Annotated in this window: 21 protein-coding genes; 8 read left to right on the forward strand and 13 right to left on the reverse strand. The window is 41.8% G+C overall.

Going from position 1 to position 18754, the window contains the following annotated elements:
- The first annotated feature begins 49 nt into the window (after positions 1–49).
- Positions 50–2440, forward strand: coding sequence for a TonB-dependent receptor (locus RLN88_RS07420; RefSeq protein WP_350220756.1), 2391 nt, complete (start codon positions 50–52; stop codon positions 2438–2440).
- Here the strand turns inward: RLN88_RS07420 and RLN88_RS07425 are convergent.
- The 6 genes from RLN88_RS07425 to RLN88_RS07450 all read right to left on the reverse strand — a co-directional run bounded on the left by RLN88_RS07425 (position 2437) and on the right by RLN88_RS07450 (position 6220).
- On the reverse strand, positions 2437–3291 hold the full coding sequence (locus RLN88_RS07425) for a DUF5777 family beta-barrel protein (RefSeq protein ID WP_350220757.1): 855 nt from the start codon (positions 3289–3291) through the stop codon (positions 2437–2439). The two genes, RLN88_RS07420 and RLN88_RS07425, sit on opposite strands and share 4 nt — an antisense overlap.
- Positions 3278–3799: a YceI family protein gene (locus RLN88_RS07430; protein ID WP_350220758.1), complete on the reverse strand. Its 522-nt coding sequence runs from the start codon at positions 3797–3799 to the stop codon at positions 3278–3280. Before RLN88_RS07430 ends, RLN88_RS07425 begins: the two co-directional genes overlap by 14 nt.
- Positions 3800–3824: 25 nt before the next feature.
- Positions 3825–4649, reverse strand: a complete 825-nt coding sequence (locus RLN88_RS07435; RefSeq protein WP_350220759.1) for a SprB repeat-containing protein — start codon at positions 4647–4649, stop codon at positions 3825–3827.
- Positions 4650–4715: 66 nt separating this feature from the next.
- A complete protein-coding gene (locus tag RLN88_RS07440; protein ID WP_350220760.1) occupies positions 4716–5402 on the reverse strand; it encodes a hypothetical protein in 687 nt (228 codons plus the stop codon).
- A 217-nt stretch (positions 5403–5619) separates the two neighbouring features.
- The gene (locus RLN88_RS07445; protein ID WP_350220761.1) at positions 5620–6093 is read right to left on the reverse strand and encodes a DUF2452 domain-containing protein; all 474 of its coding nucleotides are present in this window, start codon (positions 6091–6093) and stop codon (positions 5620–5622) included.
- Positions 6086–6220 carry a hypothetical protein gene (locus RLN88_RS07450; protein ID WP_350220762.1) on the reverse strand — a complete coding sequence of 45 codons (135 nt, stop codon included), beginning with the start codon at positions 6218–6220 and terminating at the stop codon, positions 6086–6088. The genes RLN88_RS07445 and RLN88_RS07450 overlap by 8 nt, the downstream gene beginning before the upstream one ends.
- A 135-nt stretch (positions 6221–6355) precedes the next feature.
- Between RLN88_RS07450 and RLN88_RS07455 the strand changes: the two genes are divergently transcribed.
- Entirely contained in the window at positions 6356–6721 is a 366-nt protein-coding gene (locus RLN88_RS07455; protein WP_350220763.1) for a DUF3127 domain-containing protein, read from the forward strand.
- Here the strand turns inward: RLN88_RS07455 and RLN88_RS07460 are convergent.
- Positions 6718–6975: a hypothetical protein gene (locus RLN88_RS07460; protein ID WP_350220764.1), complete on the reverse strand. Its 258-nt coding sequence runs from the start codon at positions 6973–6975 to the stop codon at positions 6718–6720. The two genes, RLN88_RS07455 and RLN88_RS07460, sit on opposite strands and share 4 nt — an antisense overlap.
- Before the next feature lie 168 nt (positions 6976–7143).
- On the opposite strand from RLN88_RS07460, the gene RLN88_RS07465 reads away from it, so the two are divergent.
- Positions 7144–7626, forward strand: coding sequence for a DUF2911 domain-containing protein (locus RLN88_RS07465; RefSeq protein WP_350220765.1), 483 nt, complete (start codon positions 7144–7146; stop codon positions 7624–7626).
- On the opposite strand, the gene RLN88_RS07470 is transcribed toward RLN88_RS07465, so the two are convergent.
- On the reverse strand, positions 7610–8056 hold the full coding sequence (locus RLN88_RS07470; RefSeq protein WP_350220766.1) for a DUF302 domain-containing protein: 447 nt from the start codon (positions 8054–8056) through the stop codon (positions 7610–7612). The genes RLN88_RS07465 and RLN88_RS07470 overlap by 17 nt on opposite strands.
- Positions 8057–8199: 143 nt before the next feature.
- Between RLN88_RS07470 and RLN88_RS07475 the strand changes: the two genes are divergently transcribed.
- Positions 8200–10134 carry a SpoIIE family protein phosphatase gene (locus RLN88_RS07475; protein WP_350220767.1) on the forward strand — a complete coding sequence of 645 codons (1935 nt, stop codon included), beginning with the start codon at positions 8200–8202 and terminating at the stop codon, positions 10132–10134.
- A 34-nt stretch (positions 10135–10168) separates the two neighbouring features.
- Here the strand turns inward: RLN88_RS07475 and RLN88_RS07480 are convergent, their stop codons facing one another.
- From RLN88_RS07480 to RLN88_RS07490, 3 genes are read right to left on the reverse strand one after another with little or no spacing between them, the layout of a single operon-like run.
- Complete coding sequence (locus RLN88_RS07480) at positions 10169–10408, reverse strand: hypothetical protein (protein ID WP_350220768.1); 240 nt, start codon at positions 10406–10408, stop codon at positions 10169–10171.
- A gap of 7 nt (positions 10409–10415) precedes the next feature.
- Positions 10416–11663 carry a response regulator gene (locus RLN88_RS07485; protein ID WP_350220769.1) on the reverse strand — a complete coding sequence of 416 codons (1248 nt, stop codon included), beginning with the start codon at positions 11661–11663 and terminating at the stop codon, positions 10416–10418.
- A gap of 33 nt (positions 11664–11696) precedes the next feature.
- On the reverse strand, positions 11697–13598 hold the full coding sequence (locus RLN88_RS07490; protein WP_350220770.1) for a sensor histidine kinase: 1902 nt from the start codon (positions 13596–13598) through the stop codon (positions 11697–11699).
- 410 nt (positions 13599–14008) lie between these two features.
- Here RLN88_RS07490 and RLN88_RS07495 point away from each other — a divergent pair, with 410 nt between their 5' ends.
- Genes RLN88_RS07495 through RLN88_RS07510 form a run of 4 tightly spaced genes read left to right on the forward strand, consistent with a single transcriptional unit; the run spans position 14009 to position 16016 of the window.
- Entirely contained in the window at positions 14009–14572 is a 564-nt protein-coding gene (locus RLN88_RS07495) for a SiaB family protein kinase (protein ID WP_350220771.1), read from the forward strand.
- A 36-nt stretch (positions 14573–14608) separates the two neighbouring features.
- On the forward strand, positions 14609–14998 hold the full coding sequence (locus tag RLN88_RS07500) for a DUF1987 domain-containing protein (RefSeq protein ID WP_350220772.1): 390 nt from the start codon (positions 14609–14611) through the stop codon (positions 14996–14998).
- Between the two features lie 14 nt (positions 14999–15012).
- On the forward strand, positions 15013–15531 hold the full coding sequence (locus RLN88_RS07505; protein ID WP_350220773.1) for a hypothetical protein: 519 nt from the start codon (positions 15013–15015) through the stop codon (positions 15529–15531).
- A gap of 59 nt (positions 15532–15590) precedes the next feature.
- Positions 15591–16016, forward strand: coding sequence for a thioesterase (locus tag RLN88_RS07510; protein WP_350220774.1), 426 nt, complete (start codon positions 15591–15593; stop codon positions 16014–16016).
- On the opposite strand, the gene RLN88_RS07515 is transcribed toward RLN88_RS07510, so the two are convergent.
- Together RLN88_RS07515 and RLN88_RS07520 are read right to left on the reverse strand one after the other, a co-directional pair.
- Positions 16011–17330 carry a YhjD/YihY/BrkB family envelope integrity protein gene (locus tag RLN88_RS07515; protein ID WP_350220775.1) on the reverse strand — a complete coding sequence of 440 codons (1320 nt, stop codon included), beginning with the start codon at positions 17328–17330 and terminating at the stop codon, positions 16011–16013. The genes RLN88_RS07510 and RLN88_RS07515 overlap by 6 nt on opposite strands.
- 156 nt (positions 17331–17486) lie before the next feature.
- Positions 17487–18719: a metallophosphoesterase gene (locus tag RLN88_RS07520; protein ID WP_350220776.1), complete on the reverse strand. Its 1233-nt coding sequence runs from the start codon at positions 18717–18719 to the stop codon at positions 17487–17489.
- Positions 18720–18754: the final 35 nt, after the last annotated feature.

The raw sequence follows: 18754 nt of genomic DNA on the forward strand, positions 1-18754 counted from the left end.
ATTTTTGCTAATGGAACGACTCAACTAAAATCCGAAAATAACGACATAAATGAGATTTGGACTCAATATCTTCCTTCTTCTTCTTTCAATTTCTTCATTTTCTCAACAGGCCGTAGTGATCGATGATGCATCGGGGAAACCCGTGACCGACGTATTCATCTACCATGAAAATAAAGATGACATCTCCTACACTAATGAAAATGGGATTGCAGACCTTTCAAAGTTTCCCAAAGGATTGGTTTTCTTTCAGCATCCTTCCTTTCACCAGCAATCCCTGGCCTATCTGGGCAAAGACCTCAAGGTTTTGATGAAAGAAAAAATTATGACTTTTAATGAAGTGGTAATATCGGCCAATAAATGGGAACAGGAAGAGGAAAATGTATCACAACAGATCCTTTCGGTAAATAAGAAAACCATTCAATTTCAGAATCCCCAAACCTCTGCCGATTTACTTGCAGGGACTGGCCAGGTGTATGTGCAGAAAAGCCAGTTGGGGGGCGGCTCTCCAAAAATCAGGGGATTTTCAGCAAATTCGGTTCTTTTAGTGGTAGATGGGGTCAGGATGAACAATGCAATATTTAGAAGTGGAAACCTTCAAAATGTGATAAACATCGATCCCAATGCATTGGAAAGCTCAGAGGTGATCTTTGGGCCCGGATCTGTTATTTATGGGAGCGATGCTTTAGGTGGAGTGATGGACTTTCACACCATTGATCCGAAGTGGTCAGGAGATGACATTGCGGATATTTCAGCAAATGGAATGGTCCGATATAGCACCGCAGCGAATGAACGAACCGGCCATTTTGACTTCTCATTTGCTGAAAAAAAGTACACGTTCTTTCACTCGTCTTCATTCACGGCTTTTGATGATTTGAGAGCCGGCGGCAATCGATCAGGCGGGTATGAAGGTGAATTTGAACGAAACTTTATTGCGCAACGAATCAATGGCGAAGATCAGCTGGTACGGACCAACAACATCAATGTTCAGAAATTTTCAGGATATGACCTTTTCAATACCATAAATAAAATCAAAGTGCGCATTGGGTCTAATATGGATTTGAACTACGGTTTTTATTATAGCACAACCTCCGATATTCCTCGCTATGATAACCTGACCGAAACAATTGAACCCAACTCTGATTCTTTAGCTGCAGCAGAATGGTTTTACGGCCCGCAGAAATGGCAGATGCACAACTTAAAGTTGAACTTCTACAAGAGCAATGCCTTTTATGATCAAGCGCGTATTACGCTGGCATACCAGAAATTTGAGGAAAGCAGAAACGACAGGGCCTTTGGAGATGACCGGTTGAGAACGAGAACTGAGCATGTAGATATGTACTCGGCAGCCGTTGATTTTGACAAGGAATACAGTCAATCTAACCTCTACTATGGGTTTGACTTCTATTTCAACAATATAGAATCAGAAGCTTTTAGAAGAAATATAGAAACAGGGGAAATAACCAGCACTGGCACCAGATATCCTGACGGTGGTAGTGAATATACTTCCATTGCGTTCTACGGTAGTTATGTCCATGAATTGACTAACCAGGTAACCTTCAACAGCGGACTTAGGTTCAACAGCATCAACCTGAAAGCAAACACCACGGATGCCCAGGCACTGTCAAGTAGTGCGTCTGATCTGGATTTGACTAATTCTGCCTTAAACGGTTCATTAGGCCTGGCAATAAACCTCAATGAGATTAATAAGATAAGCTTCAATGTATCCACGGGTTTTAGGTCACCAAATATTGATGACATAGGAAAAGTATTCGAAGTTGGGAATAGCCTGATTGTGCCAAACCCTGACCTGAAGCCAGAGTATTCATTGAGTTATGAATTGGCATACCAAAGAAAAACCGAGCGTTCACTATTCAAAGCAGTCGTCTTCCATAGCAGGCTTTTTGATGCAATCGTGGATGGACCATTTACTTTGAATGGAAGCAGCACAGCAAATATTGATGGTGAAGACCTGGAGGTGTTTTCCAAAGTAAATACCGGTAATGCTGAAATATATGGTGGTAGTTTGAGCTACACTGCTGAAATAGCTGATAATTGGGCTGTATCAAAGAGCATAAGCTACACAGGAGGAAAGGACATCACCAACGACCAACCTCTTCGGGACACAACACCAATTTTTGGAAAGGCCTCCCTGACCTATCAGAAAAGAAAGCTGAGATCGGAGTTTTACATTGAATACAACACGGATAGAGACAGAGATGAAATTCCGTCTGCCGAGATTGACCGAAAGCCATACCTATACACAAGTACAGGATCACCAGGTTGGTATACGTTGAACCTAAAGTCGAGCTATCAGGTAAGCGAGCAAATAATACTGAATGCAGGCGTGGAGAATATTCTTGATAAACACTATCGTCCCTACTCATCGGGAATTAGCGCTCCAGGCAGAAATATTATTCTGGCAGTTCGAGCGAACATCTAATTGTTCGGTCTCAAATCGAAGACTCTGGTGATGTTAAACCCATAATGAATGTCTCCATTCCAAAAATCGTCGGTCGTCTCTCCTATGAAGCCGCGCTCGTTCATTTGAATCGCATTGGTGAAATGAAGCTGAAAAACGTGACCTCCAGTTTCAATATCCACTCCCACAGCAAAGGAATCCTTAAATACATCGGATTTGTCTGATAGCTGTGGATAGTATTCAGAAACGATGGCTATTCGGTTCGAAACTTTGTAGCGTGCCCCCAGCCCTATCGCAACTAGTAGATTGGCATCTTCATTTGAGGGAACAAGATTTCGTTGGATCAAAGTGGGTGCTATTTGAACACTGAAGTTTGAATTAAACTTTCGCGCGATCAGAATTTGACCGGTATGGGCGTTTCGATCTGCACCTTCCAGCCCATCTTGCTCTATTGTTTTTCGTGCAAAACTCGTGAAGGCTGTCGCAGTAAATGGAAAGCTACCTGATTGCCTGAGAAAACGGTACTTCAGGAATGCATCTACCACCTTATCAAAAGAAGACCTGCCAATTCCGATGTTAAGATTGTCAGTCAGCCCATACTCCAGTCCCAGTCGTATCCTGGAAATATCCAGTCCATAAAATTCATCGTACCCAGAGTTGATAGTGCCAAAGCGGTGACTAATTATGAACTCAAGCACCGCATTGGATCTGGTCTCCACCGAATGCCCGTTAATCACCCGGGTGCTTTTGAAAGTAGCGGAGACATACCCTGCTTCCTTCGCTTCTTCTGACTCCAAAATTTCAAGCAACTCATCTTGTGCTCCCACACTCAATGATGTGAAAAAGAGAATGATAATGCTAATTCTTTTCATAAGGCAAGTATTCAAGTTTGGCTGTCACTTCCACTTCTTCTGCAATGTTGTAGAAAACCGCTTTAGGTATTTTAATCTTATAGTCTTCGAGCTTGATCGGGAACACAGTGGAGAGTTTAATCTTCTCATCGACATATTCAATTACCCCTTTAATGCGAATCTCACGTATAACACCATGAATCTCCAGCGTTCCTATAGCTGTGGCATCCGTCTCCCCATGGCTCCCATCCCAGTCCTCAATTTTCCCTTTAAAAGTGGCGTTAGGATACTTGTCGGACTCCAAATAGTTTTCATTGAAATGCTCCTGCATGAGCTTCTTCTTAAAGACGAAAGACTTAATAGGGATCACAATCACCAATGCTCTGGTTTCAATATCGAGAAGGCTGGAGACCGATATATGTTCAGCTTCGATATCCTCAATAGGTGCGTCAGAATAAAATTTGATATAGGTTTCACCTGCTTTAAATCGCTGTGAAAAACCAGCCAGGCAAGCAAGTAAAAAAATCAAAAAAAGAATCCTTTTCAACATACCCTCAATTGTCTTTAGCACCATCATCTACCCAGCAAGCAATGAGATCAATTTCCTCATCGGTTAGGCTTTGACCGGATCCAGCCTGAGGCATACTACCACTTTGAGTTCTAGACTTAATTTCACTCGCTTTGGCCAATACATTGTTTTTATTAGTCCAGTTTCTTGATGCACCATTATCACCATTATGACATCCACCACCTCCACTGGAAGTTTGTAGGCAATTAGCCTGAAGAATTGGCATTATATCCCCAACAAGACTTACATCTGCACTTATTGAAACACTTATAGTAGCTGAACAGCCAGTCCCATCTATGACCTTTATGCTATGTTCGCCAGAACCAACGGAACTAAAAGAACCATTTTCCTGATCACTTCCTCCATCGAGCGAATATGAAAATGTTCCATCCCCTCCAGAAGCAGATATCTCAATTGTACCAGTATCTCCAAAACAGCTAGAAGCTGTTTTAGAAGCAACGCTTAAAGTTATTCCGTTGGGTCCAGACTGAAGATTAAAGGAAGTATTTCTTGTGCACTCATCCGCATCTTTGATAGTAAGAGAATATGTGCTTGCAGCTAGGCCATTAAACGTAGCTGATGATTGGAAATTGATCCCATCTATGCTATATGTGTAAGGCTCTGTTCCTCCTGAACCCGAGACACTAATGCTTCCTTCAATATCACAATCGGGTTTCGTGCTATTTGTAATTTCTACATCCAAGTTTGATTGACTGCAATCAATTCCAGGATCGTCTTCCTCACTATTGCTTGAGCAGCTAGCAAAAAGTACAAATGAGGCAATAAGAGTGGAAAGAACTAAACTTTTCATAGTCAACGTAATTTAGAGTGATAACTAAAGTTACATTAAATGTTACAACATTAAAAGTTCATACCCTCAATTGTCTTTGGCACCATCATCTACCCAGCAGGCTATTAAATCAATTTCATTCTGAGACAGAAATCCATCCCTCGGCATAGTCCCCGCCTGTGTTTCTGACTTTATTTGTGATGCGTGCTGTCTTATGCCTGAACTGGTAGTAAGATTAGGAAACTGCGTCCCATTATGACAGCCGGAGATTGCACAGTTTGTATCTATAATTGGGAAAATATCATCAGTCAAACTTACATTAGACTCCAGATAGGTACTGATCGAAGCGGTGCATCCTGTCCCGTCCGTAACTCTGATAGAATGGTTTCCAGTGCCGATCATTTTAAACGTGCTACTCTGCTGGTTACTTTCCCCATCAAGGGAATAGGTGAAATTATTATCACCACCCGAAGCAGAAACTACAAGCGAACCTGTGGCCTGGAGGCAATCAGATGCGGTTTTAGAGCTAATATTTACCGTTATTCCATTGGGGCCTGCCTGAAGATTGAAGGAAGCTTGCTTTTTGCACTCATCCGCATCTTTAATGGTAATGGTATACGTGCTTGCTGCCAAACCATCAAATACGGTGGACGATTGGAAATTAACGCCATCAATGCTGTATGAATATGGTTTTGTCCCACCTGAGCCAGAGACCGTAATACTTCCCTCAACATCACAGTCCGGTTTAGTGTGATCGGTTATCTCCAATTTCAAACCCGACTGGCTACAATCTACCGTCAGATCTTCTTCATTATTGCTTGAGCACCTAACAAGGAAAATTAATGGGGCTAATAATAATAATATAAGAGCTAAGCTTTTCATATCCAGGACAACTGACAGATAAAAGTATATTAAATGTAACAACATTAAAAGTCTATACCTTTATTAAGGCCGACTCTGAATAACTTACGAAAATTACGGTTATTCAGGTTTAATAATTGTATTCCTGATTGTGTGTTTTTACAATCTCCCAGGTGTGATCAGACATCAGCCGCACCTCTGCTTCAAATGATTCGTATGGAAAATTTTTGCCCCATTCTTCAGGACTCACCATCGAGAGTAGATCAGAATTATCCTTCTTTTTATAGAGAAAATAAACTTTTCCGATGACCGGCTGGAACGGAACACTCGCCTGATAAATCCGCTCGGAAACTTCCACCCTGCTTTTCAAATATTTGGCCTGCTCTATCAGCGTCTGCATCTGTTCATACAATTGCCGAAACTGCCGGTCTGTCTGATCATGCATGGCTGCCACAGCGGTTCCCTTAATTCTGCCCTTATCCTCTGGCTTGATGATGGCGCTTCCAGCATGATGCGCATATTCAATTAAACCCGGGAGATCCGTGATTTTTTCCCTTTCCTTCTCCAGATCAATTTTGGAAATATCAACCTTATTCTTACTCATCTGCCTGTCCAGCTTTATCTCTTTCCCATGGGGCTACAGTCCTGTTATTGATGTCAATTGCGATGATTATCAGGATTATGACAAAAATGATCGCCCCAATCAGGAAATATTTTTTAGACTTTGTCATACTTGCGAATTGAAGCACCAAAATTGAACAATAGTTTTACCCTTGAGAAGGGTTTATTCCAAAAATTGGCATCATTGATCAAATTGATTCCTAACTTCGATTTTTTTTTGAATTCTGTAAAATGAGTTAATCCACATGATTGTAGAAGGCAAGATCGTAGAGAAGTACGACACACAAAATATTAAGGAAACCTTTAAAAAGAGAGAGTTTGTGCTGGAATATGCTGAAAATCCACAATACCCGGAATACATCAAATTCGAGCTTATTCAGAGCAATTGCGAACAATTGGACAGCATCAATTTAGGAGATTCTGTAACTGTCAATTTCAACCTGAAAGGAAGAAAGTGGACTGACCCTTCTGGCGAGGTGAAATATTTCAACAGCCTGCAGGCATGGAGAATAGATGCAAAATCCAATGGCGGAATGACGGAAACCCCTCCTCCACCTTCTCAGGATTGGGCGAAGGAAGATTTCTCTCAGGATGACGATCTACCCTTCTAACGCCTCTTTCTGAAAGTGATTGGAATGTAGTCGTCGGTTGGTAGGCCAATGTGAGCCAGATCCCACTTATCATCATACCCGTTTATCAGCTGGCGAATACATTCAACCCTGTCTTCTGTTGGATACGGACAATCGTCCCAATGAAAGATTTCGACCCTATAGTGATATTGTTTCTTGATCCCATTGACTCTAACTTCCACTTCGATATCCTGCTCTTCATTTAATTGCGGTATTTCAATGCCTATGATTCCCATATTATGAATAGTTTTTTATCTTCAATCGGCAAATAATATACCCAAATCTGTAACCTACTATTTTTCAGTACGTTATCGTCTATCCGCATGAATCGAGTATTTCAAATTCGGACATTTTTTCGTTCAATATTAGTCAGGGGATGTGCTCTTTCCCTTGGTAGCTTTATTATGCTAGGCTGCTCACCGTCCTCGCAGAACAAGCCTTCCCCGCTGCGATCTGATAGCACCAGCATCCAGGGTGTGGATGCTTATATTGAATTTAGCAGCCCGGGAGTGAAGGATCGAAAAATTTTTGGCGAGGGCGCAGACTTTTTGGTGCCTTATGGCGAACTGTGGCGAACCGGGGCAAATAACGCCACCTTCATTTCTCTAGCCGGAGACATGATGATAGATTCCCTCCTACTGGATAGTGGGAGTTATTCCATTTTCACCATTCCTGCTCAGCATGAATGGACGATTATCCTCAATCGGGAGTGGAAACAGTGGGGTTCCTATCATTACAAAGATTCTCTGGATGCTCTTAGAATAAATGTGAGGCCCAGATACTCTGATCAATCTCAGGAAAGGCTCTTGTTCTACTTTGCAGACGACTCGCTGAAGTTTAGATGGGATAAAGTCAGGTGGGCCATCTCACTTACTCCGTCTCCTTGAGTGCTTCATTTACCACTCTGATTTTCAGTCTGGACATACTCGTGATGATATCATCACACTCATGCAGCATAAATCGCTTTTTCATCACTTTAGGATCAAAGAATCCAATATAGACGTCTTCATTTTCTTCCCAAACCAATATTTTCATTGGAAGGTCAAGAGCAGTAGTTTGCCTGCATGAGACCAATTCTATCATAAGGTTAGGGTCTTCAAAAAGGATCATTCGGGTTGGTGGGATTTCCACACCGTATTCCCTGGCCACCTTATCATGATTTACCGTTTCAAAATAAACGAGCTTTTTCTCTTTGATAATCTCAATGATACGATCTACGGTTTCATCAACAGATTTAGGACTTCTATAAATGGTTAGGTTTTGGGCATCACAATATAAAGATGCTGCCATGAGGATGGCTGATATAAAAAACTTCATCGGCGGTATTAGTTTTATGGATGCGAAGATAATATCCTTCCATTAAGAAATGGACAATATCCATTATTGACTTATCAAACATATCTGATAGTTTAGCAGTACTAAAAGATTTAATTTTACTGAGTTAACGGATAATCCAATCTATGAACATATACGCCAAACTCACCATTCTCTGTCTCTTTCTTGTTTTATTCACTGCCGGTGTACTTTCTTTCTTTGCTGACCAAAAAGTAGAGCAAACGCTCAAGGAAGAAATTGTAGCCAGCATGACCCAGCAGTCTAAAGGGATAAGTGCTGATATTGGCCGCTTTATGTTTTCCAGGCTCAATGACGTGAAACTAGCGGCAAAGAACCCGTATTTCCGAATTGAAAATTCTGACCCTGAAGTTTTGATTCAAAGACTGCAGGAGCTTGAAAACCTAAATGAACTGTATTATTCATTTTCATACTTTGATACCAATCGGGTAAGGATCGCCGATAGCAAGCGAATATCCCTTGGCAAACAGCACTCCAATTCATTGTACTGGACAAGCCTGGATTCAGAATCTGATGCAGCGGTAGATGTTTCTAAATCTGAATCCGTAGGTAGGGTAGTAATGCACTTTGCTTCTAAAGTAACCGATTTTCAGGATGATTCACCGATAGGTGTACTTGTAGGCAGGATATTGGTTGATGAGCTTTTTAAAATTGTGGGTGAATACTCTCTGAGCACGGATACCCTAAGAAACCTGGACATTAACCTAATCGATAGCAATGGTACAGTCCTTTACTCCAATACCGACCCGACTAATATTCTGACCACTCAATATGAGAAGTATGACCTCATCTCCTCATTGAATGAGCCAGGAGTAAATTTTCTTGAGACGCAGGATGAATTATTTTTTGTAACACAGGAAACTGGCTACCAGTCCTTCTCGGGAAATGATTGGACGCTCATTCTGAGCATACCAAAAGCAAGGGCTTATGTTCCTCTAAAGCAGATTAGGTCACAAATCCTTTGGGCCGTGCTTCCGGTATTAATTCTAACTATAATACTTGCACTTATTGCAGCGAATATATTCGTCAAACCGATTATAAAGCTAAGTCATGCAGCAGAAGAGCTGAGTAAAGGTAATCTGGATGTGGAGCTTCCTACAGGATCAAGAGATGAGATAGGAAAACTTGCCAAACAAATGGCCAGTACGTCACAGAGCTTAATTGGCCAGATAGAAGAGCAAAGACAAACGAATAAGCAGCTGATTGATCAGAAGACTCAGATCGAAATGCAAAAGAACCAGCTTGTATCTGTGTCTTCTCAGATACGGGACAGTATCAGCTATGCTGAGCGTATTCAGCGCTCCACCCTGCCACCAATTAGCACATTGAGAGGTGTATTTCCTGAATCGTTCGTAACCTACAAGCCAAAGGATATTATTGGGGGTGACTTCTATTGGTTTGAGAAGGTGAGAAGAGGGAATAATGAGTTTATGATCATTGCTTGTGGAGACTGCACTGGTCACGGTGTTCCAGGGGCTATCATGTCCATTATGGGTAGTAATCAATTAACAAACATTGTCTACTATCAAAACTATCTGGATCCCAAAAAAATCATTTCCAGGCTCGATAAAGTAATCAAGTTTGAGCTTCAGCGGGAAACTGATGAAGTAAATCGGGATGGGATGGAAATCGGGATATGCGTCATAGATCTGGATACGCTGAAAATGGAATTTGCGGGAGCTGGTATACCCCTCCGGTTGATGAAGCATGGAAGTGAAGAACTCACTATACTCAAGAGTCCAAGGCAGATGGTTGGGGGCATTGAGGGGGATGAGCAGGAGGTGCATGCACAGTTGACCAAGGAAGTAATCCAGCTGGATGTGAAGGATCGAATCTTCCTATCCACTGATGGCTACCAGGATCAGTTTGGTGGTGAATATGATAAGAAGTTTATGTCCAAGAACTTCAACAAATTAATCGAAGAAACTTCGAGCAAGCCCATTGCCGAGCAGCAAAAAATACTGGAAAAAACGTTCAGCGAGTGGTCTAAAAATACCAGCCAGACGGATGACGTTTGTGTGCTTGGATTCGAGATAAAGTAGGAAAAATTCTTAGGAGATTTCTATCGATGGGTCATCAGGTAGCGGCCAATAAACTCTCATTCACGGTCATTTCGTAAAGTTCGGACAGGGCAGAATTTAAAGACTCCATCAGCTCGTCATCCATTTCGATATCCGGATTGAGATCCTCCATTTCCTTGAGGGTATAGCCTTTGCTGCGAATATCATCTACCCGCTTCAGGCAAATCCTCGTCCAGGATTGTGGACTTATATTTTCCGTACACCAATTTTTGAAACTACTCGCCTTTATCGCCATCCCAAACTTAGAGTTTAAAACCTATGATTGAAATATCATCATTTAGACTTGATCCTGCTTTCCATGTTTGCAGATTACTCATTAAAAAATCCCGCTGCTCACCCATTGGTTTGCCCTGAACTGACTTGAGCATTTCCTCAAACTTCTCATAAGAAAACTTCACCCCATCCTCATTTTCCTGATTATAGTATCCATTTGAATACATGTAATAAGATGCGTCCGCCTCGATATCAATTTTATCAGCAATGGCATCCTCAAAATGATCTCCTTCGTCTCCTTTCAGAAGCGTGGACTTCTGACCATTAAATACGACCATATCCTGATTGATACCGCTGAACTGAAGTGTGCCGGCGTTGTGATCAAAGACTGCCACTGAAACCTTCAGGTCACACTGAAGCTCATCCGAGCCGGCAGCATCCAATTCATACTTAAGCTCATTGATAATCTCCCCTGAGTGGAAAATCTTGCGATCGTGTGTCAGATAATTAAGTACAGAATCTGCAATAAGTGTTTTCAAAGAACCTACTATCCCTTTCCCATCAAACTCGATCAGCGCAACTACAGTGTAATCCTCCGACCGAAAATTCAATCGGGTAGTCCATACAAACTCTTCGCTAAACAGATACTTGGTTTCAAAAATCACAAAGTGATCTTTAAACTGTCGGCTTAGATAGCGATCATTAGGAAGCATAGACTGCTGCAGCAGCCCTGCATATCTGATACTATCAATAAGTCTCTTGTTGATTTTATTAAGCTCCTGAGTCCTTTCCCTCACTCTATTCTCAAGCTCTACATTACTATCCTCAAGCTCCTTCATGTGCTCCTCACTCTCTGCAGCCTGCTGGTAAGTATCCACTGCTCGCTCAAGCACCCCTTTCATCTCATCAAAATTCCAAGGCTTGGTGATGTACTTGAAAATACCGCAACGATTGATGCCGTCTTTGATGGCTTCAATATCTGTAAATCCTGTAAGGATGATCTTGATGACATCCGGGTGATCAGGCAAGATTTTTTCCAGAAATTGGGTGCCTGTCATTTCAGGCATCCGCTGGTCTGTCACAATCACCTGGATATCTTCCTGATTCAGGATATCTATTGCTTCAATTGGATTTGTAGATGTATACACATTGAAAAACTTCCTGAAGTTTGCTTTGAAAACCCGCAAGTTTGTTGCTTCATCATCTACATAAAGAAGTGAAAATTTCTTCTTATTTGTCGGTCTATCTAGTTGCTGCTGGTCATGTATCTCTTCCATCCTACCCTTTGCTTAAATAAATGTTGTTAATGATTAATTGCTCTCCGCTACTTCTTTGCCTTCTTTCTTCTTGATTGGGGTAATCTTCTTTGGCAATGTGATCACAAATTCGGTTCCTTTCCCTACCTCACTTGATAATTCAATCTTACCACCATGCTTTTCAATGATACCATAAGTAATTGACATTCCAAGACCGGTACCCACGCCCACTTCCTTGGTAGTGAAGAATGGCTCCCATATTCTGTCTTTGATTTCGTCCGGTATACCTACTCCATTATCCTTGATCCTGATCATCACACCGTCGCTTGCTTCCTCCGTATAGATGGTTATTTCCGCATCCTTCTTCTCTTCCGGCATTGCCTGAACTGCATTGTTCAGGATATTCATGAATACCTGGTTAAGCTGACCAGGGTAGCACTCGATATCGTGCATACTCTCGTCATAGTGCTTGGTAATTTCAATCTTACCTTTGGTTTTGTTTCTAAGGAGTGTAAGGGTGGCATCAATGTTTTCATTGATATTGGCGTTCTTCGCTTCTTCTTCATCCAGTCTGGAGAATACCCTCAGACCTTTCACAATCTCGATGGTTCGTTGCACCCCATAGTTTATGTCGTTGATCAGGTCGTCTAGCTCATCCACAATCTCATCGTACTCGTGCTCCTCCTTGAGCTCTTTCACAGACTCCAATACCTCCTTCGGATCGTCCCCATCATCCAGTCTGGTGTACTCTTCAGATATCTCTCTCATCGCCTCGATGGACATTTTTAGGGATACCATACCACTGGAGATGAAGTTGATAGGGTTGTTGATCTCATGTGCAATACCCGCAGTAAGCTGCCCAAGTGATGCCATCTTTTCTGAGTGTACCAGCTGAGACTGTGCACTCTTCAATGAATTGAGCGCATTGGCCAGCTCTTCCTTGGACTTCTGCTCTTTCTCAAGGGTGGCTTGCAGTTTCTTCTCTGCAAGGAACAGCTTTTCATTATCCTGAAGCTGCTTATCTGCCAGTTCACGAATCTCAACTTCAGAATTCTGAAGCTTCTTATAGGCCAGGTTCAACTCATCCTGTGCGGATATCAATCGCTCGTTAATTTTAATCTGCTCCTCAGAAGACTTGAGCAACTTAGCTTCTGATTCCTCCAATTTGAGGTTTTTCTCTTCAAGCTCTTTTCTGGATTGATAAAGCTTCTTGTTAATAAGCTTCTGCTTCTGAAAGTTGATCTTGAGTTGCTGCTCAGATTTCTTCACCTTAATAAAGGCTTTGTTCGCCGATAAGTAGTTGTCACTAGCAAGCTTAACCAACGGTCTGAAAATGAAGAAACCCTGAACGAGGAATATACCAACGAATATAGAAAAGCCTACATATTCTGCCAGACCTATACTAGCGCCTCTGTTTTGGGCATTATCAACAAAATAGTCCGTAATGTCTGTGGTGGCGTCATTATATCTCCTTACCGTATTGACAAGCGCCTCAATTGATCTTCGAAGTGATAAATACTGAACGTCCGTCTTGTTTTCAGTAAAATTCACATCCAGAATATTGGATGCGTTTGTATTCATATCAAAATAGAGAAAATTGAGGTCATTCTGCATAGCATCATACTCATCTGACTGGGAGGGTTGGGTTATTCCCAATTCAACATCACCATTTTTCAAGGCCATGTGTCTCTTCTGCCATTGAGGATATACCCTCCTCAATTCATTCTTAAAGAAGTCGAAGTTCTTCTGGGTGTCTGAGTAACCCATACCTAAAGCAGCCTTCACAATTTGCTGTCCCAAAGCCGATTGCTCAGCAGAAATCTGAACAATCTTCGGGTCTTGATTAAAGGAGTTGGTAATCTCTTTTTGGAGGACAAAGACGTAGTAAGCTACAGCCCCTATCAAGACCAATGCTGTCAGGATATAGACATTGGCGTATAAATCCTTCTTTAACATACCTTAAACATAGTTGGTTAAACTCTTAACTAGTTAATCTCTATTAGCCGGACGAATTAAAAAAATCCTATTGGCAAGTCCCTCAAAACTATAGCAAAAATCCAATTATTGGAAATATCACATTTTTATACCGATTTTCCTCAATGAAGGACTAACTAAAATACCTATACTCAATTCGGCATTCGTCACCTTTACTAAAGTAATAAAGAAAAGCATAATTTGCCTTTTATTCAGTTTTAATCCCTTAAGTCTTACAAAGATCATAATTTTACGATTGGAATAATATGTGTGCTGGAATATTGGTTACCTTAATCGATTGATAATCACTAAGAAGTTTTAGATGATTGAACATTTGGTTTAATTAGTCATAAGTTCTTACTTTTCCAGCCCAAAGAAAATTACCCCTATTTATGGATTATCTGAGGAGCTATAAAAATATTTATGACCAAAACATTATCCTGATGTTCAAGGGAGAGCTGACCTTCGACCTGGTGACTGCCATGATTGGAACATTGGAAGAAAGACTGGAGGAGCTCGAAGAAAATAGGAAGGTAAAAAAGAAGTTTTATAATGTAGCCACCGAGTGTATCCAAAATCTGTATTATCACCTGGATGAAATCAATGCAGATGACCTAAAGATCAGTAGCTATGATTCCAACTCCGCATTGATCATGATTGCCGCACGAAAAAGGTTTTACAGCCTTCAGACTGGCAATTACATTCCTTCAGATAAGACAAAAGAGATTCAAAAAAGGCTTGATGACATCAACGCGGTAGACGCAGATGAACTAAGAGCCTTATATAAAAAGGTATTGGCCGAGCAGGAGTTTTCTGACAAGGGGACAGGTGGTTTGGGATTTATCGATATTGCAAGGAAAACCGGAGGACAGAAGTTGAGATACAAGTTTCAGCCGGTGACCGATAAGGTGAGTTATTTTACGTTTCAGATAAGATTGCCAAGATTAGAAGACTAGTACCTAAGACTAAAAAGATTAACCGTAGAGAGATTTATGGAAAAAGTATTCATCGAACCAACACGAACAACTCCACTGATCAATTTTGATCCAGATGAAGGTTTACTGGAAATGAAAGGGAGATCCAGCCCGGAGAACTCCATTCAATTTTACCAGCGTGTGCTTGACAATCTGGATGAATACACCGTTTCGGGCGGGCCGGAACTTACCGCCAACATTGCATTTGAATATTTTAATACAAGCTCCTCAAAGTGTCTCTTTGATGTTTTCAAGCGATTGAGTAGAATTGAAGACAGTGGCAAAAAGATCACGATTAATTGGTACTACGAAGAAGGTGATGACGACATGATGGAAGCTGGGGAAGACTACAGCGACCTCCTGGATTTGGACTTTAACTTCTTTGAAATTGAGGAAGATGATTTGTGATCACGGATAGTTAGATGGACAAAAATCAGGAGCTTTACTATGATGAGATTGACAGTCTCAGGAAATTTCGAGCAAAGATCGAGACACACGCAATCTATAAAGAAGATCTTGATGCCTTTTCCGACGAATATGAAGAACTGGTAGCCCAGGCCAAAGTAATTACCCGGGTATCTGACCGTCTTCAGAAAAAACTTGACAATGCCAACCTCCAGATTCGTGAGCAAAACGAAGAAATCAAAGACAAAAATATTGAGCTGGGAAAAACCATTGATCAGCTTGTAGTAGCAAGGGTAGGCAGAAAAGCATCCACAATAATGCTTTCGGTTGCTCTGGTTCTTTTCATTCTGGAACAGATATTTATCGAACCAAAAATCGAGGAAGTTGTAGACACCCCCTGGGTTGGATATGGAATTTTGGCGGTGCTCTTCTTCATCATCAAATTTCTGGAGGGCGGGCTTGAAAAATTCTTCCTAAATCAGGAGAAAAAGAAGATCCTGACCCAGGAGAAAAAAGAAGAGACAGGATGGAGCTAAATCCTAAACAGCAGCACCTTGCAAAGCAAGTTACAAGCGGCTTTAAGTTTCCCCTTTACATGATGAAAAGCCTCCCAATGGGCTGGATTGCAGGACTTAGGGTGAGAGAACTGGACTCTGGGAAATGCACTACATCAGTCCCATTTAAATATCTCACCAAAAATCCTTTCAAGTCGACCTACTTTGCAGTGCAAAGCATGGCTGCCGAGCTTTCCACAGCCACACCTTGTCTGCTGGCTGTGACAGGAAAGAAACCCTCCATCGCTTTCATCATCGTGGACCTTAAAGCAACTTTCTCAAAGAAAGCGACTGACAGGGTGTACTTCACTTGTGAAGATGGTGCCAAAGCTTTTGAGGCAGTAGAAAAGTGTATCCAGACAGGTGAGTCTGTAGCAGCTACCTTCAAGACCATCGGTAAGATGAAAGATGGAACCATTGTTTCAGAATTCGAATTTACCTGGTCGTTTAAGCAACGATCATCATAAATCTTTCAGCAAAACATTGCTATCACTGGACTTCCACCTGGATTCGATTTCTTCCAAGGTGTTTTCGATATTCTGAAAAGGTTTTGATTTTTTAGGGTCAAAATCACTCATCCCTTCTGTTTCATATTTCGTGAGGATGGTATGAATGTCCATTTTGTGAATATCAAATCTTGGCTGATACGCTATATCATCAGATTCTACCCGAATCATCAACCCGGATTTCTCCAATTCATAACATATGTCCACCACATACTTACGGGGAATATTTACCGACTCAGCGAGCTCATTAAGAGATAATGGGCCCTCATCATTTTCAAATTTTTTTACCACCCTGTATAGAAGCAAAAGCATCAGCTTGCGGCGATGACTCAGGCTTAGCTTGAGCTTTTCACTTTTCATTTCCCACTGATTCACGAATTGGGCTCCATAGCATACCTCCGCCCCAAAGAGCACGATGAGCCAGCTGATCTGAAGCCAGATGAGGAACAAAGGAAGGAAGGCAATACTACCATAAATCGCATCATACCGTGCAAAAGCAAATTGCAACGAGATGAACGCCTGCTGGTTAAGCTGATAGAGTGTGCCTGCCACAATGCCTGCAATTAAGGCTGGAATAGGTTTTACTCTGGTATTCGGAAAAATCAGGTAAATGCCAAAAAGCAAGAACCAAAGGATTGAATACGGCAAAAGCTTCAACAGGAACAGGATTCCGGATTTCAAGCCGTCAAACAATGCCAGATCAGCCATGAATCCCTGAATGGTATCCTTTACAAAAATCGTAGCACTACTAGCTACAATTAAAAGAACTGGCCCCAGCAAAATCACAGCCACATAATCAGATATCTTGCGTTCCCACCTTCTGTTTTTTTTGATATCCCACATATCATTGAAGGCGGCTTCAATATTCATCAGCAAGCGAATGACCGTAAAAATGAGGAACACAATAGAAATCCCTGTGACAATTCCGCCGCTCGTTCCGCTCAACATCTTTTCCGCAAATGGGAGCACATTCTCCAACACTGCCTCCTGCCCGCTAAAGTACTTGGCCAGCTCCTGCTCCATCAATGCACGAATGCCAAATGCCTTGGCTATAGCAAAAAGCATCGCAATCACGGGTACCAGCGAAAGCATGGAGAAGTACGTAAGTGCAGAGGCTTTTTCCGAACACTTATCATGGATAAACTCCTTGATAGAAATGACTGACACCCTGATAAAGGCGTACAGGTATCTCCTTCGCTTGGGGAGTGCCTTGAGTTTTAATCTCCAGAGATCAACTTCTATGAATTGCTGGACTTGATTTAGCTTTTTTGACATCAACAGTGATTTTGAGGGAAAGATAAAAATAAAACCCTTAGCCAAAGAAAAAGGGGCTAGCGCCCCCTTTTCACCTAATCACCTGTAAAAAATCACCTATCATCCTAATGACATGAAGAATATACACCTATAACACCTTTGGTGACATATCCCCTATTAGGATCGCTTAAGTTCTAAAATGGTAATTTCTGGCAGAATCCCAATACGGCCGGGATAGCCAATAAAACCATAGCCACGATTGACGTACAATGATTGATTTCCTTCCTGATAAAGGTCTGCCCATTGTTTGTATCGATACTGCACGGGGCTCCATCGGAAATCACCGATTTCGATTCCGAACTGAAATCCATGCGTATGTCCTGAAAGCACTAGGTCAATATCTGAATATTCCTGTCTGATCTGCGCATCCCAGTGGCTGGGATCGTGCGACAATAAAAGTTTATATGGGTTTTCCTCTGCTCCAGCAATGGTCTTCTTCATATCTCCATATTTGGAAAACCTGCCAGCGCCCCAGTTTTCACATCCCAGTATGGCGATTTCCTCCCCATCCACTTTGATTTTTCTGTTTTCATTGAGCAAGAGGTCATATCCCATATACTTATGCATCTCATGCAGATTCCTGATGTCCTTTTGCTTGGCTTCCTTCGATGACCAGTCTGTGTAGTCTCCATAATCATGATTTCCCATCACAGAAAAAACCCCCAGCGGGGCACTTACTTTCTTGAAAATGTCCAGATAGTCCTTTGCTTCACTGCTTCTATTGTTCACCAGGTCGCCAGTAAAGAAAGCTATATCAGGCTTTTGGGCATTGAGCATATCCACTCCCCCTTCCACTGCGGTTTTGTTAAAAAAGCTACCGGTATGGATGTCAGAAATTTGCGCCACCCGAATGCCATCAAATGCTTTGGGTAAGTTGGGGGAATAAACCGTTCGATTTCTCACTCTGTAATCATACGCCCCGGAAATCACCCCAAAGCTCATGGTTGCCACCGGAATAGCTCCGGCCACAAGCGCTGATTTCTTCATAAAATCTGACCGGGAAGTGGAAAACTTATCCTCTACAAATGGAAAAAGATTGACCAGCCAGGTAACTCCTCTCCTCACATCCTCCAGTAGCAGAAAGACCGTTGCAAAGACCTTCCCCATGAACATGACAAAGAAAAAGGTGGTGATATACAATCGAAGGTTTTGAAACTGCTTGGGGTCAAGCTGACGATACAGCAGCACTCCCACCAGAGAAAAAATACTGACCGCCCAATAACCGATAAGTATGGTTCGTCTCCAAACGGGTGCCATTCCTTCCACAAGTGACCGGACTGCTACAAAGACGTAGAAGTCTAAAACCAGATAAATAGAAACAAGAAAAATCAGGAAATAAATGCGACTCATACGAAAAAAATCCCCCCACTAACAAGCGGGGGGAA

The sequence above is a fragment of the Ekhidna sp. genome, assembly GCF_040223195.1.
GTDB lineage: Bacteria > Bacteroidota > Bacteroidia > Cytophagales > Cyclobacteriaceae > Ekhidna.